The organism is Zobellia laminariae (assembly GCF_030553095.1).
Lineage (GTDB): Bacteria > Bacteroidota > Bacteroidia > Flavobacteriales > Flavobacteriaceae > Zobellia > Zobellia laminariae.
This window is the reverse complement of sequence record NZ_CP130738.1, coordinates 1,414,722-1,430,635: the sequence shown is the minus strand read 5'-3', so window position 1 is coordinate 1,430,635 and position 15,914 is coordinate 1,414,722. Positions and strand designations below refer to the sequence as shown.

The window sequence follows — 15,914 nt, the reverse complement described above, 5'->3', positions numbered from 1 at the left end:
TTTAAGTAAATCTTTACTTAAGGTTAATTAAATTTGCGGCTTAAATCGAATTCTGTTTCCATTGAAGCTAGCAGCCATTCCAAGGGTATCAACAATTACCAAGGAAGACTTTTTAGAACATTATTTTAAACCGCAGAAACCTGTGGTGATAGAGCGTGCCATAGAAAATTGGCCCGCTTTTGAAAAGTGGAATCTAGATTATATCAAAGAAGTTGCCGGTGACAAGGAGGTGCCGCTTTACGATGATCGGCCCGTTAACCATGAAGATGGTTTTAACGAACCCCATGCCAAAATGAAGATGTCCGAGTATGTGGACCTTCTAAAGGCAAAGCCTACTAAATACCGCATTTTTCTCTGGAATATTTTGAAAGAAGTTCCTCAGCTTCAGAAAGATTATAGTTTCCCTGATTTTGGATTAAGGCTAAAAAAGAAGCTTCCAATGCTCTTTTTTGGTGGAACCGATTCCTATACTTTTATGCATTATGATATAGATATGTCCAATATCTTTCATTTTCATTTTGAGGGAAAAAAGGAGTGTATTTTATTTGCTCCTTCAGAAACCAAGCATCTTTACAAAGTGCCTCATTCACTAATAACACACGAGAGTATAGATTTTACAAATCCAGATTATAACAAATGGCCTGCGCTAAAAAAAGCCAATGGTTATAAAACTGAATTGAATCATGGGGAAGTGCTCTATATGCCTGAAGGATATTGGCATTATATGCAGTATAAAACTCCTATTTTTCAATGAGTTTAAGGTCGTGGCCAAAGAATCCTATAAATTTTGCAGAGGGGCTCTATAATGTTTTCATAATGCGTAATTTTGATATATTAATGCGAAAATTACAAGGTCAGAAATGGATAGATAAAAAGAATAAAAAGGCAATTGAGCGAACCGCTAAACTCTTGTCTTAATAATTTTTATGATATCCTTTTTCTTTTAAAAAAAATACTATAATGAAATTCTACATTCTATCTGTTTGCTTACTTCTTTCAACAACTTATCTTTCTGCACAGGCTTATGATGGCAGGGATGATCAAAAATTTCAAGTAGGGGCTAATTTGCAGAGCAACGGTACAGGAATAATGACTTCTTATGATTATGGCCTTGGTGAAAATATATCAATAGGGGCAACTGCTACTTACCTTTTAGGAATAAATGAAAGTGTGTCTGCCAGTACTTGGGAACGTTTTGATGCAAAGGCGCGTTTTAGTGCGCATTTGGGTAATATAATAGGGTTGGGTGATGAGGTTGATATCTATCCTGGACTAGATTTAGGTCTTAAGAATTTTGGCTTTCATATGGGCGCACGTTTCTTCTTTTCTGATGGGCTTGGTGTTTTTACGGAATTTGGCTTTCCAATAGCCAAGTATAAAACTGAAAATCTAGAACCTGCTGAAAAATTGCACAATCAGTTTATGGTGAACATAGGGGCAGTATTTAACTTCCTTTAGTATCGGGTTGGTGCTACGGCACTAGTTCTTTTAGTTTTTCGTAGACCAAATGGCTTTCCCATCCTCTGTATAGAAGGTAATCGGCTAATTTTTTCTTTCGTTTTATTGGGTTGCGCTCTGTTATCTGGGAGATTCTCTTCTCTGCTAGAGCGTCTAACGTACTTAGGTAGTCCTCAGGGTCTATTTCTTTAAGTGCGGTGGTAATGTTATACTTTGATATGTTGCGTTGCTTCAGTTCGCTAACAATACGTTTTTTACCCCACTTCTTTATCGAAAATTTGCCTCGGGCATAACTTTGAGCAAAGCGCTCTTCGTTAAGAAAATTTTCGTTGATCAAATGAACCACAATTTGGTCTATGGCCTCTGGTATCATGCGCATTTCGCGAAGTTTAGTGACCACTTCTTTATGACAACGGTCTTGGTAGGCGCAATAACCTTCAAGTTTTCTTTTGGCTTCCTCTATGGAATAAGCTCGTTGTTCGTTCATATTAATTTTGCTTGGCGCTTTATAATTCAAAAGTACAATTTGATGCATAAAGAAAGGTGACTGTTTACATCTAAATATAAGGCATAAAAAAAGCGACCATCGTTGCCGAAGGTCGCTTTAATATTTTAATATATGGTCTTACCGTCTTTATCTTTAAAACGATATTCAAGATACGTATACGCATCCCTAGGTTGTATTTTAATCCATTTCTTATGTTCTAAGAACCATTTAGAACGTATGGAAGGAAAGCCTTTAGTAATATAGGCTGCGATAAACGGATGAATGTTAAGTGTAATCCCGTTATCTTTCTTAGGTCCTTTCAACAACTTTTCAAGGTCGGCGTTAATTTTGTCTATTAAGACTATTGGGGCTTCTATTTCTTTCCCACTACCATTCGGATTTTCCTCGGTTGTCTTAATGTTCATTTCGGGCCGGACCCGTTGTCTTGTAATCTGTATAAGTCCAAACTTGCTCGGAGGCAATATTTTGTGCTTTGCACGGTCATCTTTCATTTCATCACGGAGATGATCAAAAAGTTTTTTCCTGTGTGGTGCTTTTACCATGTCTATAAAATCGACTACGATAATACCACCCATATCACGCAAGCGCAATTGTCTGGCTATTTCTGAAGCGGCCAATAGATTGACCTCTAAAGCAGTATCTTCTTGATTTTTGGCCTTATTAGAACGGTTACCACTGTTTACATCTACAACGTGTAGCGCTTCGGTATGTTCAATAATTAGATACGCACCTTTGCTCATGCTGGCGGTACGGCCAAAAGAAGTTTTAATCTGTCGCTCAATTCCGTATTTTTCAAAAATAGGAACAGGTGAATTATACAGTTTTACTATGGATTCCTTTCCTGGTGCTATTTCTAGCACGTAATCTTTGATTTGATCATAAAGGGTCTCGTTATCAACTTCAATTCCTGTAAAAGAATCATTGAATATATCCCTAAGGATAGAAGATGCCCTGTTAAGTTCAACCAACACTTTTGAAGGCGTGTGAGCCTTGTACAATTTTTTACACATTGTTGACCATTTGGCCAACAAATTTTCTAGGTCTTTGTCTAGTTCCGCTACTTTTTTGCCTTCGGCCACTGTTCTTATAATGACCCCGAATCCTTTAGGTTTGATACTTCTTACGAGTATTTTTAACCTTTCTTTTTCTTCGCTACTTCCAATTTTTTGAGATACGGAAACACGATCAGAAAAAGGTACCATTACCAAATAACGCCCCGCTATAGAAAGTTCGGAGCTAATTCTTGGTCCTTTGGTAGAAATAGGTTCTTTTACGATTTGAACCAATAAAGACTGGTTTGCTTTGATGACGTCTGTAATTACGCCATTCTTGTCAATGTCTTTTTCGAATGGAAAGTTGGCTAGTGAGTAATCCGTAATCTTATTGGAACTCACGCCCTTAATGAATTTTAGCATAGTGGCCAATTGAGGGCCAAGGTCATGATAATGCAAAAAAGCATCCTTTTCATAACCAACATTTACAAAAGCTGCGTTTAGACCGGTTACGGGTTTGCGAACTTTTGCCAAGAATATATCACCAACGGAAAAATCGTTGTTGTCTTCTTCTTTATGCAATTCAGTGAGCTTTCCATCTTTTAAGAGGGCAAAATCGACGGCATCAGAACTTGATCTTACGATTAATTCTCTATTCACCTGAATGTATTTGTATTTGTCAACACTTACTAGTAATAATAAGTGGACAAATCGATTAAACAATATTTGAGACGAACCACAATAATTCGCCGAGATTTTCTGAAATCTCTATGTCAATGAACGTTTGGGTGAAAAAACAAGCAAAGGGGTTGAAAATTTTCAACCCCTAGCAATTATTTCTTCTTGTGTCTGTTAGCTCTCCTACGCTTTTTGCGTTTGTGGGTAGCTACCTTATGTCTCTTTCTCTTCTTACCACTCGGCATAAAATTCTACTTTAAGTTAGTATATTTATTTTACTTGTACGTTGCTTTTGACACCTTCTACAAAAACCTTTGCAGGTTTAAATGCAGGAATATTATGTGCCGGTATTTTAATTGTCGTGTTCTTGCTAATGTTCCTTCCAGTTTTCTCGGCTCTAGTTTTAATAATAAAACTACCGAAACCGCGAAGATACACATTGTCTCCACTTTCCAAAGAAGATTTCACTTCTTCCATAAAACTCTCAACTGTAGCCTGTACGTCTCCTTTTTCAATTCCCAGCTTGTCTGAGATTTTCGATACAATTTCTGCTTTCGTCATCTTTCGTGTTAAATTTTCAGTATAATTTTTTTGGGATGCAAATATATAAATTAAAATCAATCTTTCGTGCTAAAGGGTTAATTTTAAGTCGTTCACCATCACTTTTCAATTTATGCTCATTTTGAAAGGCCCATATCGGTTTATAAACCGTTAATTTTGTCGCATAGCAGTTATAAAAATGACTTTTTCAGAAAGAATTCTTGTTTGGTACGATGAAAATAAAAGAACCCTACCGTGGAGGGGTACACGGGACCCGTACAAGATTTGGCTTTCGGAGATTATGTTGCAACAAACACGGGTGGTGCAGGGTACTCCGTACTACCTGAAATTCATAGGTAATTTCCCTAAAGTTCATGACTTGGCAAACGCTTCAGAAGAGGAAGTTTTAAAGCTTTGGCAAGGTTTAGGCTACTATTCTAGGGCAAGGAATTTACATGCTACAGCTAAGATGGTAGTGGGGGAGTATGGGGGTGATTTCCCTGATACTTATAAGGAACTATTGAAACTTAAAGGGGTTGGAGACTACACCGCAAGTGCTATAGCCTCTATCTGTTTTGATAGGCCTGAACCCGTTGTGGATGGTAATGTTTACAGGGTTTTAGCACGTTATTTTGGAGTTGATTTAGCTATCAATAGTACTGAGGGTGTTAAATATTTCAAAAAGTTAGCACGAGAGGTGATGAATGCGGAAAACATTCGTGATTATAACCAAGGTATCATGGAATTTGGTGCAATTCAATGCTCGCCAAAAAAACCAAATTGTGAAGAATGTCCGTTGAATAAAAGTTGTATTGCGCTTCAAACTAACAAAGTAGGTGAGCTCCCGGTAAAGCTAAAAAAGACTAAAGTTCGTGATAGATATTTCAATTACGTTGTTTTTATGTCCGAAGAGAATAAAATGATACTTGAGCAACGAAAGGGGAAAGGAATTTGGCAGAATCTATGGCAATTTCCACTCTTAGAGTCTCAAGAAAGCCTTTTGGAAGAAAGTTTTACTCAGAAACTAAGCAGTTTTGATTATCAGCCAGAAATTATATCTGTAGATAAATTCAACACGGACGCCATTGTCCATAAATTATCTCATCAACATTTATATACAACATTTTGGATTGTGCGTACAAAAGGAAGAGTAATAGATAGTATTTCTTTAGAGGAAGTAGAGAAATATCCTGTTCCCGTTCTTATTGCCGACTTTTTAGAGCGCTTTAAAAAACAGTATTTCTAATAACGACCTCTTGCGCAGTATTAATTTCTGTTAAGGGATAGGTTAAATTTGAATATCGTTGATGAAACTGGTAGTAATCAAGGCTAAAAAACGAGTATATTTGTAGATTCAAATTGCAAAAAAGGAGATTATGAGCGGTACGTTAAATAAAGTAATGTTGATTGGCCACTTAGGTGATGAAGTCAAAATGCATTATTTTGAAGGAGGAGGGGCCATTGGTCGCTTCCCAATTGCTACTAATGAAACCTATACCAATAAACAAACTGGGGAACGCGTTACTAATACAGACTGGCATAATATTGTTGTTAGGAACAAGGCAGCGGAAATATGCGAAAAGTATTTGAGTAAAGGCGATAAGGTTTATGTTGAGGGTCGTTTGAAAAACCGCCAGTGGCAAGGTGAAGATGGTAATACCCGTTACAGCACAGAAGTTCATGTGCAGGATTTTACATTTCTTTCTACAAAGAAAGAAAGTATGGCAAACCAGCAATCTGGAGGGCAAAAGCCGCAACAAAATGCAGCTTCAAATACACCAAGTAGCCCTAAAGCAGCTCCTTTAGTTCGTCCTGATCAAGAAGATGATCTTCCTTTCTAAAAAAAAATATGTATTTTTAGTAAACCCCTAGAAATACAATCAATACGTATGACAAAAGCATATTCAGACAATTGTAGTTTTACGGCATTTTCAAAATTTGCCTTACCATATACCAAGCAGAGATTTGCGCTAAAGTTATATTCACAAACCACAGTTTACTACTAAATTTCTGACCGTTGGACCCTGACCCCCTTAGCTTAGTACCTTACTTTATTACTCTTGCAGGTGCGTTTGCATTTGAAATCACAATTCTTGTTGTATTATTAATGTTATCTGCCCTAATATCGGGTGCGGAGGTGGCCTTCTTTGGTCTTTCGCAGACAGAGGTCAATGAGATTGCAGAAAACAAGTGTCAAGGGTAATATAATCATTAAGCTTCTGGAGAGGCCCAAAAAACTTCTGGCCACTATTCTTATAGCAAATAATGCTATTAATATAGGCGTGGTATTGCTGTTTAGTAATATAGGTAATTCATTATTTGCCAATGTAGAATTGGAGTGGGTTAGGTTTCTTTTGGAGGTAGTGGTAGCTACTTTTTTAATATTGATGTTTGGAGAGATTTTGCCTAAAGTATACGCGAACCGAAATAGAATAGCATTTGCACACTTAATGTCCTACCCTCTTAATGTATTGGATTTTCTGTTCAGCCCGTTAAGTCTTCCTATGAGAGCGGGTACTCTTTTTATGTATAATAAATTGGGTAAACAAAAATCTGGTTTAAGTATCGATCAACTTTCCCAAGCTTTAGAATTAACTGCAGATGGCGATACTACTAAAGAAGAACAAAAAATTCTGCAAGGTATAGTTACATTTGGCAACACGGACACAAAGCAAGTCATGCGTCCTCGTATAGACATATTTGCGATTAGTGAAGATATGAAGTTTCTGGAGGTAGTGGGTGAAATTAAAAAACACGGCTATTCTAGAATTCCAGTTTTTTCGGAGCATATGGACAATGTTCTTGGAGTGCTCTACGTTAAAGATTTGTTGCCCTATATAGACAGGAAGACCTTTAATTGGATGACACTTATTCGAGAGCCATATTTTGTTCCAGAGAATAAAAAGCTTGATGATTTGTTGTTGGAATTTCAGGAAAAGAAGAATCATTTGGCAGTAGTAGTAGATGAATATGGTGGTACTTCGGGTATTGTTACCTTAGAGGATATTATAGAGGAGATAGTTGGAGATATAAGTGATGAGTTTGATGATGAAGACCTTATATTCTCAAAATTGGATGATTTTAATTACGTTTTTGATGGTAAGACTGCCTTGAAGGATTTTTACCGAGTAGCAAAAATTGAAAACGAAACCGAATTTGAAGAACAGAAGGGAGAATCTGAGACTATTGCTGGTTTTGTTCTTGAGATTGCTGGAAGTTTTCCAAAGAGAGGTGAAGTAATTGTATTTAACGGATATCAGTTTATAGTGGAAAGCTTAGACAAAAAGAGGTTGAAGCAAATAAAAATAACGTTGCCCCAAGATGTACAGATATAGTTTGTTTCTTTTAATAGTTTTTATTTTGGCTGTTGGCTGTAATGAAGAGGTTCTGCCTAAGCCTAAAGCCCAACTTAGACTAGAGTATGGGGCGCCAAAACAGGGAGAGTTAGAGACTGATTATTTCTCTTTTAAATATAATACCCAAGCTAATGTAAAAAGTAAAACAAGGACTTCTCTGGTCTTAGGGTATCCCGAGATGAAGGGGGAAATCTACATTAATTATAAAAAAGTAGAGAACAATGTTCAAAAACTACTTTCTGATGCTCAAAGGTTAAGTTATGAGCATGCCGTAAAGGCAGACGGTATAGCAGAACAGCCCTTTGTGAACGACGAAAATGGAGTTTACGGTATGTTCTTTGAGGTTAGCGGTAATGCAGCCTCACAAGCGCAATTTTATGTTACTGATAGTACTGATAATTTTGTGACAGGCTCGTTGTATTTCTATACACGGCCTAATTATGATTCCATTTATCCGGCAGCAGCTTATCTTCAGAATGATATTCGTGGAATTATGGAGAGTTTAAGATGGAAAAAGTAATATAGAAATAGCTTAGTTTTTGGTGTATAAGACCTTTGGCCTGCTCGTAAAATCATTCTCTTATTTGACTTTAGGTGTTAAGTTGATTTAAATTTATTTATAATCGATTAGACATTTTTCTTAAAATGAAATGGATAATTGTTTTCATGCAAAACATTTATTTTTTTATTTGTATAGTAAAAATCATGATATTAGAAGTTTATTATGATAGATTTGTATTATTATACTTACAAATTCGCCGAAGTTTTTAATTTTTAATATTACCTAATGTCGTTACTCCATATAATCCATCGACTAAAAGAAGTAAATAGTTTAACAAAGCACGAACAATTAGTGCATGGTGTAATTGAAGCTTTGGATTCCGGGGAGCTTTCTGTGGGAGATAAATTACCATCAATAAATAAAATGGTAGGCGATATAGGCTATGCAAGAAAGACAATCGTTAAAGCTTACGAGGAGTTAAAGGAGAGAGGCTTGGTAGAGTCTAAAAAATTGAAAGGGTACTTTATCATTAGTGATGAAACAAAAGTAACTCTAAGAATTGCATTGCTTTTATTCTCATTTCAGCGTTTTCAAGAAGATTTTTATAATACGTTTAGAAAAGAATTAGGAGATCGCTATCAAATAGATGTCTTTTTTCATCATAACAATGTTGCCATTTTTGAAACTATTTTTAATAACATTCGTGGTAAGTACGGAATGTACGTAGTGGCACCAATTCCTAACTCGGTAATAAGACCGCTTCTTGAATCTATTGAACCCCAAAAGCTTTTAATTGTTGACCGGTATTTGCCTATGACTGAAGAATATTCCTACATCGCACAGGAATTTGAGGCAACAACTTTTGATAAACTAATAGAGTTGCTTCCGCAGATACAAAAGTATAAGAAAATAGTGCTTTTCTATGCTGAGAATAAAGATTACCCAAGGGGGATTTTAATGGCATTTCATAGGTTCGTGGCAGATTACGGTTTAAATGGTGTTGTATTGGAGGATTACGTAGAAGGCTCGCTAGAAAAAGGGTCAATCTACTTTTTTATTAATGATGCTTCACTTTGGGAATTGCTTAAAGATTGTCATAATTCTGGGTTAGTAGTAGGGAAAGATGTGGGTGTTCTATCCCATAATGACCATATTATAAAAGAAATTGCCTTTGGAGGCATCACAACCATTTCTACAGATTTTAAAGATATGGCCACAATGGCTGCACATCACGTTAAAAACAATATGGTTTCTCAAACTATAGTTACATCAAAACTGTTTAAGCGCAATTCTTTGTAACACCTTTTTTTAGGCTGTGTTTACTGCAAAAGTTACCTCTCTAAATTTAAAATTATATAATTTTAAGGCCTTAAATTGATTATTTCTTATTTAACATGCTAGATTTTTGTCTATCGTATCAAAAAAATTCTTATTTTTGCTTTATAGCATAGAGTAGCATAGATTTTCTTAAAACTGTTAAATATTATTGTATTTATACTTCTTGAATTCTGGTATTATCAAAAAAAGGGGGTAAATTGTATAAGATTAATGTTAAAGTAAATTTATGTAATGGTATGCTCAATATTGTTTTATGTCTTTCTTAACACTCTCTAAGTTGGAGAGGTAGACTATGAACAAGATTACTAACTCAATTTTTTTAATACTAACTTAAACTACTCATTATGAACCAGAATTTTAAGAGATTCAATAGGGTTCGATCACATGGTTTCGTGATTGCAGCTTTGTTTTTCTTCAGTGTTGCATCTTTGTGCGCACAAACCACAATTTCAGGTACTACTTCTGACGACCAAGGTGTTCTGCCTTATGTATGTCTTGGTGAAAGGCACAACCGTAGGAAGTGTTTCCGATTTTGATGGAAACTATAGTATAGAGGTGCCGGAAGGTAGCTCTGCTTTGGTGTTTTCCTATGTAGGATTCTCTAAACAAGAAGTGGCTATTGATGGCCGAACCACTATTAATGTTATCTTATCTGAAGATGCGCAGGCTCTAACTGAGGTTGTTGTCGTAGGTTATGGAACGCAGAAAAAAGGAAATCTAACTGGTGCTGTAGGTTCAATTGGCGCCGACGAAATTGGCACAAAACCGTTAACTAGTCCTGATCAAGCATTGGCAGGAACTATTGCGGGTGTTAACATCGCTAATCGTAGTGGTGATCCGGCAGCTCCAATCAACGTTCGTATTCGTGGTGTTGGTTCTCCAGGTGTCAACGATCCATTATGGGTAATTGATGGTATTCCTTTAGTGCAAACTACAAACATTACGGTAAATACTTCTTCAACTACAGATTCTAACCCTTTGGCTAGCCTAAACCCAAATGATATTGAGTCTATAACAGTACTGAAAGATGCAGCTTCTGCCGCAATTTATGGAGCAAGAGGTGCAAATGGAGTTATAATTGTGACCACAAAACGTGGTAAAAGTGGTGTTGGTAAAATGACCTATAGTGGGTATACTGCTTTTAGTGAATTAAGAGAAAAAATTGATGTACTAAACGTTTCTCAATACATTGATATTCAAAGTCAATTAGGTCGTGATTACTCTGGGTTTGCCAATAGTCCGGAAGTGGATTGGCAAGATGAGTTTTTTAAAACCGGTTTCGTTCAAAGTCATAACATAAGTGCTAGTGGCGGTAACGAAAATGCAAACTACTATATTTCTGGTGGTTATTTAGATCAAGAAGGTATTGAACAATCTCAGGCTTTCGAACGATATTCTCTAAAGGCAAATTCTGATTTTAAAGTAGGTAAACGTTTAAAATTTGGACAATCATTGGCTATTAGTCATTCTGATAGACAGGTTCAACCAGAGGGAGGTGGGGTTAACTCTGCTGGTATTTCGTTGAGAAATGCACCTTATTATCAACCATTTGATATTAATGGGCCATTGGGTTACAATATAGAATCAATTGCCAACATAGGTGCTGGTAATGGATCACAAAATACATTGTGGAGAAATGACCCAAGGGTGAATTTAACAACTATAGAGGTGCGTCAAGTACTTGGAAATTTTTACGGTGAATTGGAACTTGCAGAGGGTTTAAAAGCAAAAGCTTCTGTAGGTGTTGACCATATTACAGGTGAAGGTCTTTTTAATCAAACACCAGCCGATTTTATTGGTACAGGCGGTAGGCAATCGCTAAGGGTTCAAAACCTTACCAAACAATTTACGCTTACTACAGGTGCAACTTTAAGTTATAACAAAACTTTTGGAGAGTCACACAATTTTTCTGCCTTGCTTGGTTTTGAACAGACAAAATTTACGTTTGACAAAATAAGAGTACAAGGTACTAACATTTTCAATCCTAATTTTGCATATACAAGTCTTAATTCAACCGCTACCCATAAGGTGATCTTTGGACGCTCCAAGGTTGGTTAGGCCGTGTTAATTATGATTATGAAGGTAAGTATCTTGCTACCGTAAACTTTAGAAGAGATGCAAGTTCTCGTTTTGCAGAGGGTAATCGGTCTGGTGTTTTTCCATCGGTTTCATTAGGTTGGAGAATTTCATCTGAGGAGTTTTTTAATACTGAAGGGGTTGTTAATGATTTGAAAATACGTGCAGGATGGGGGCAATTGGGAAATCAGCAGACACCTGATAGTTTTCCATATCAACCAGCTCTTGAAAGTAATATCTTTTATGTAATTGGTAATGACCAAACCGTCGTTAGAGCTCCTGCTCCAACAAGATTTGCAAATGCGGCTCTTACCTGGGAGACTAGTACTCAATTTGATATTGGTTTGGATGCTAGTTTGTTTCAGGGTAGAATGTCTATAACTGCTGATTATTATAACAAAGAAAGTGATGATGTATTGCTTGCTGTTCCGTTGCCATCAGTTTCTGGTATTTTCTATGGTGCGGATTCTAATTTGGGGTCTATTAAAAATTCCGGAGTTGAATTAGCTGTTGATTATAGAGGAGAAGTAGGTGATCACTTTACGTATAGTGTTGGAGCAAATATTACTACTGTTAAAAATGAAGTAACTGATTTAGGCGATGTAACTGCAATCAATTCAGGTATTGGAGGGGGTCAAACACACCGTACTGTAGTTGGTGAGAGTCTTGGTCATTTTTACGGTTATAAGACAAATGGTCTTTATCAAAATACTTCGGAAGCGTCAAGTGCGCTGCCTGACGCTTCATCACAAGGAGCAGAACCATATGATATTCGTTTTGTTGATGTTAATGGAGATGGGGAGATTACTCCTAAAGATAGAACAATTTTAGGTAGTCCAATACCTTATTACTTTTATGGAATGAATTTTAATGCAAATTATAAAAACTTTGATTTTGCTTTAGTTTTTAGAGGTGTAGGTGATTTGCAAGTATATAATTCAGCTCGTAGTCAAATAGAAGACCTTAGAAGTACAAACAACTTTAGCACACGTGTTTTAAATCGTTGGACGGGTGAGGGAACAAGTAACGATATGCCTAGATTGACACTTGATGACCCTAATCAAAATAATCGTTATTCTGATCGCTGGATAGAGGATGCGGATTATTTGCGTATTCAGAATCTTCAAATTGGGTATAATATACCTGGAGAGGATCTTGGAAATTGGACAGGTGGTTTTATTAACGGCCTTCGAATTTATTTTGGAGCTTCAAACCTTGCTACTTTTACTAGTTACAAAGGATGGGATCCTGAAGTTACACGTGCGCAAAGTTTCCAAAAAGGAGCAGACGCACTTGCCACCGGTCAGGATGGAGGAACTGGTCCGGCACCTAGGACTTACCAAATTGGTTTAACAGTAAATTTTTAAATAAAAAAACATTAAATTTTATTTAATCAAAAAATACTTGATTATGAAAAAAATAAATTTTTATATCTTTTTAGTTGCCATTTTTGGCTTCTATTCTTGTGCAGACGAGCTAGATTTAGCTCCTCTTGACAGGGTGACCCCTGACACATTTTACAAAACTAGGGCAGATTTTGATGGTGCAATATTCTCATCTTATTCCTCATTACAAGATTTTTACGGTACAAGTACCGAGACTCTTGGGGAAACGGGAGAGTATTGGAAAATTTCAATGATTATTACCGATGATGCTGAAGTAGATGCCAACTCTGGAGATACAAGAACTCGAGCGGCAGATAATCTTCAAGTGACCTCTGCTGATGTAGCTTTTCAAGCTGTGTTCGGTGAGATTTATGAAGGTATTTACAGAGCTAATATTGTACTTGAAAATTTAGATGCTGAGAACGAGTTAACAGCAGAAGACAAAACTGTTCTAGCTGCTGAAGCCAAGTTTTTAAGAGCATTTTACCATTTTCAAGCCTTAAAGCTTTTTGGTGAAACCTCTCCAATTGCTATTGCTGTAGGTAAGGATTTAAATAACTTAGCGCTTCCAAATGCGGGTGCTGGGGAGTTATATGCTCAAATTCTTGCTGATTTTTCTGATGCTGCAGCTGGTTTACCGGAAGTATGGGACGGGGGTAATACAGGAAGAGCTACCGCATGGGCAGCTAAGTCTTTTATTGGTAAAGTAAATGTATTTAAGGAAGATTGGCCAGCAGCAATAACTGCAATAGGTGATGTTGTTGAAAACGGACCTTATAGCCTTGTGACATCTTCTTATGATGATGTTTTTGCATATAACAACGAAAACAATTCAGAATCTATTTTTGAAATTCAATATGGAGGACCTTTTTCTGATGATAATATTTGGGTTTTTGATGATAATCACAGTGAAAATTTTAAGGGGTCACAAGGCTCAGGTAGAGCGTGGTATTGGGATCCGGCAAATGGTGCTCCTGCACAAGCGCAAGGTTGGTTTATTCCAACACAAGATTTAGTTGATGCTTTTGGTAGGAGATACAAGATTGGAAACCAGTATTTACCAATAGGAAACTTATTATAAATTGAGTCCTTATGGAGTTCTAAATGTATTAGACTATGATCCAACATGGTCGTCTAATGGTCTTTCTCTTAAAAAGTATCGGGGTCAGACAAATATGGTTGCGGCTAATTATTCACCAAATGGTGTTGGCGATTTCAATAACGAGCGCTGGTTTAGATTTGCTGAATTGAAATTATTATATGCTGAAGCATTGATTAGAGGGGGTGGTGATGTTAGTATCGCGGTTCAACAGATTCAGGATATTAGAGATAGAGCAGGTTTAACTGCTCCTATGAATTCAGACCCTTTAGCAGCAATGATGCAAGAAAAGAGAGTTGAAATGGCGTTTGAACCACACCGTTGGTTTGATATTGTAAGATGGGATTTAGGTCCAACTATCTTTGGTTCTTCTTGGGATCCAAAACTTGAGGTATTTCCTTTTCCTCTTTCTGAAATAGATCGTTCAGGAGGTCTTATGACCCAGAATGCAGGTTACTAAAATGCATTAAAATATTTTATGATTTAATTGATATAAAGAATCCAATCTCTTAGATTGGATTCTTTTATTTGCAATACAAACATATTGTTTATATTTTGTTAGAACATGCACTATAAATTCAAAGGGAAGCTCCCGTATTTCTTGTTTTCAGTCATTGTATTATTCGTTTCATGCAAGAATAATAATAATTTGTTTGAAGCATTGAACCCAGATAACACAGGTGTTACTTTTTCAAACAACTTAACATACTCCGACAGCCTAAGTGTATTAGACTTTGAATACATGTATAACGGGGCTGGTGTTGCAACTGCTGATTTTGACAACGACGGTTTACAAGATATCTATTTCATCGGCAATATGAATAGTAATCGATTGTATAAAAATTTAGGTGATTTTAAATTTGATGACATTACTGAATCTTCTAAATCCGGATCATCTAATTGGTCTAACGGAGTTGCAATAGTAGACATTAACCAAGATGGTTACAAGGATATTTATATTAGTAAAGGTGGGCCAAGAAGCTCTAAAGCCAACGAAAGACAAAACCTATTGTTTATTAATAAAACAAAGGAGACGGGAAAGATAGAGTTTGAAGAAAAAGCAGCAATTTGGGGTATAGCAGATACTGGCTATTCAGTACAATCTGCTTTCTTTGATTATGATTCTGACGGTGATTTAGATTTGTATGTATTAAGTAATGACTTAGTAGATTATAACCGTAACGTATCACGACCAAAAGATAGATCTGGCAAATCACCTTCGGTAGATAAACTATATCGCAATAACGGTGACCAAACTTTTACAGATGTTTCAGCCGATTCAGGAATTTTAATTGAAGGCTTTGGTTTGGGTGTTGAAATCTGTGATATTAATACCGATGGATGGCCAGATGTATATGTATCCAATGATTTTCTTACGGATGACTTATTATATATCAATCAACAAAACGGAACTTTTAAAAATGAAAACAAAAAGTATTTCAAACATCTAACTTATAATGGAATGGGTCATGATATCGGAGACATTAATAACGACGGAAATATGGACGTTATAGTTTTAGATATGCTGCCTCCAGATAATGAACGCTGGAAACTTACTATGGCTGGAAATCGCTATGATGTATTTGAAAAAAGCATTAAAGACGGGTATCAACCTCAATATATTAGAAATACGTTGCAGCTTAACAACGGTAATGGTTCTTTTAGTGAAGTAGGTCAGATAGCTGGTATCTCGGGAACAGAATGGAGTTGGAGCGCATTGCTATTCGATTATGACCATGACGGCTTAAAGGATTTGTGTATTACCAATGGGTACCGACAAGATATTACCAATTTAGATTTTATGGTATATGGTAACCGAATATTAACAATGGGTACTGAAGAGGCCAATAGAAAAGAACGTATAGCAGCACTAGGCAAATTACCTTGGCATTAAGAAGCACAATTACTTATATAAAAACAAGGGTGATTTTACTTTTGACGACATTTCTGAAGAGGCAGGATTTATTACGCCTACTTATTCA

General features: G+C 36.4%; 12 protein-coding genes and 4 pseudogenes. 13 read left to right on the top strand and 3 right to left on the bottom strand.

Annotated features, from left to right (window positions below; translation table 11 throughout):
• Window positions 1-61: 61 nt before the first annotated feature.
• Both Q5W13_RS06805 and Q5W13_RS06800 read left to right on the top strand, forming a co-directional pair.
• Window positions 62-918, top strand: a pseudogene (locus Q5W13_RS06805) (cupin-like domain-containing protein).
• A 42-nt stretch (window positions 919-960) separates the two neighbouring features.
• Entirely contained in the window at window positions 961-1,458 is a 498-nt protein-coding gene (locus Q5W13_RS06800) for a DUF6646 family protein (RefSeq protein ID WP_155597905.1), read from the top strand.
• A 13-nt stretch (window positions 1,459-1,471) separates the two neighbouring features.
• Here the strand turns inward: Q5W13_RS06800 and Q5W13_RS06795 are convergent, their stop codons facing one another.
• The 3 genes from Q5W13_RS06795 to Q5W13_RS06785 all read right to left on the bottom strand — a co-directional run bounded on the left by Q5W13_RS06795 (window position 1,472) and on the right by Q5W13_RS06785 (window position 4,197).
• Window positions 1,472-1,945: a regulatory protein RecX gene (locus Q5W13_RS06795; protein ID WP_155597906.1), complete on the bottom strand. Its 474-nt coding sequence runs from the start codon at window positions 1,943-1,945 to the stop codon at window positions 1,472-1,474.
• Between the two features lie 125 nt (window positions 1,946-2,070).
• Entirely contained in the window at window positions 2,071-3,618 is a 1,548-nt protein-coding gene (locus Q5W13_RS06790; protein ID WP_162524576.1) for an Rne/Rng family ribonuclease, read from the bottom strand.
• A gap of 288 nt (window positions 3,619-3,906) precedes the next feature.
• A complete protein-coding gene (locus Q5W13_RS06785) occupies window positions 3,907-4,197 on the bottom strand; it encodes an HU family DNA-binding protein (protein ID WP_038236075.1) in 291 nt (96 codons plus the stop codon).
• 178 nt (window positions 4,198-4,375) lie between these two features.
• Between Q5W13_RS06785 and mutY the strand changes: the two genes are divergently transcribed.
• The 11 genes and pseudogenes from mutY to Q5W13_RS24700 all read left to right on the top strand — a co-directional run.
• Window positions 4,376-5,422 (top strand): A/G-specific adenine glycosylase, encoded by a 1,047-nt coding sequence (mutY, locus tag Q5W13_RS06780; protein WP_304445807.1) that lies wholly within the window; start codon window positions 4,376-4,378, stop codon window positions 5,420-5,422.
• A gap of 130 nt (window positions 5,423-5,552) precedes the next feature.
• A complete protein-coding gene (locus Q5W13_RS06775; RefSeq protein WP_155597909.1) occupies window positions 5,553-6,017 on the top strand; it encodes a single-stranded DNA-binding protein in 465 nt (154 codons plus the stop codon).
• 176 nt (window positions 6,018-6,193) lie between these two features.
• Window positions 6,194-7,511 (top strand): annotated as a pseudogene (locus Q5W13_RS06770) (gliding motility-associated protein GldE).
• On the top strand, window positions 7,498-8,052 hold the full coding sequence (gene gldD, locus Q5W13_RS06765) for a gliding motility lipoprotein GldD (protein WP_304445806.1): 555 nt from the start codon (window positions 7,498-7,500) through the stop codon (window positions 8,050-8,052). The pseudogene Q5W13_RS06770 and the gene gldD overlap by 14 nt, the downstream one beginning before the upstream one ends.
• 267 nt (window positions 8,053-8,319) lie before the next feature.
• Complete coding sequence (locus Q5W13_RS06760) at window positions 8,320-9,333, top strand: GntR family transcriptional regulator (RefSeq protein WP_304445805.1); 1,014 nt, start codon at window positions 8,320-8,322, stop codon at window positions 9,331-9,333.
• Window positions 9,334-9,870: 537 nt separating this feature from the next.
• Window positions 9,871-11,430: a SusC/RagA family TonB-linked outer membrane protein gene (locus Q5W13_RS06755; protein WP_304445804.1), complete on the top strand. Its 1,560-nt coding sequence runs from the start codon at window positions 9,871-9,873 to the stop codon at window positions 11,428-11,430.
• Between the two features lie 38 nt (window positions 11,431-11,468).
• Window positions 11,469-12,815 (top strand): annotated as a pseudogene (locus Q5W13_RS06750) (SusC/RagA family TonB-linked outer membrane protein); the annotation flags it as partial.
• Between the two features lie 43 nt (window positions 12,816-12,858).
• Entirely contained in the window at window positions 12,859-13,914 is a 1,056-nt protein-coding gene (locus Q5W13_RS06745; RefSeq protein ID WP_304445803.1) for a RagB/SusD family nutrient uptake outer membrane protein, read from the top strand.
• A 1-nt stretch (window position 13,915) separates the two neighbouring features.
• Entirely contained in the window at window positions 13,916-14,392 is a 477-nt protein-coding gene (locus Q5W13_RS06740) for a RagB/SusD family nutrient uptake outer membrane protein (protein WP_304445802.1), read from the top strand.
• A gap of 189 nt (window positions 14,393-14,581) precedes the next feature.
• Window positions 14,582-15,826: an FG-GAP repeat domain-containing protein gene (locus Q5W13_RS06735; RefSeq protein WP_304445801.1), complete on the top strand. Its 1,245-nt coding sequence runs from the start codon at window positions 14,582-14,584 to the stop codon at window positions 15,824-15,826.
• Window positions 15,822-15,908, top strand: a pseudogene (locus tag Q5W13_RS24700) (hypothetical protein); the annotation flags it as partial. The gene Q5W13_RS06735 and the pseudogene Q5W13_RS24700, both read left to right, overlap by 5 nt.
• Window positions 15,909-15,914: the final 6 nt, after the last annotated feature.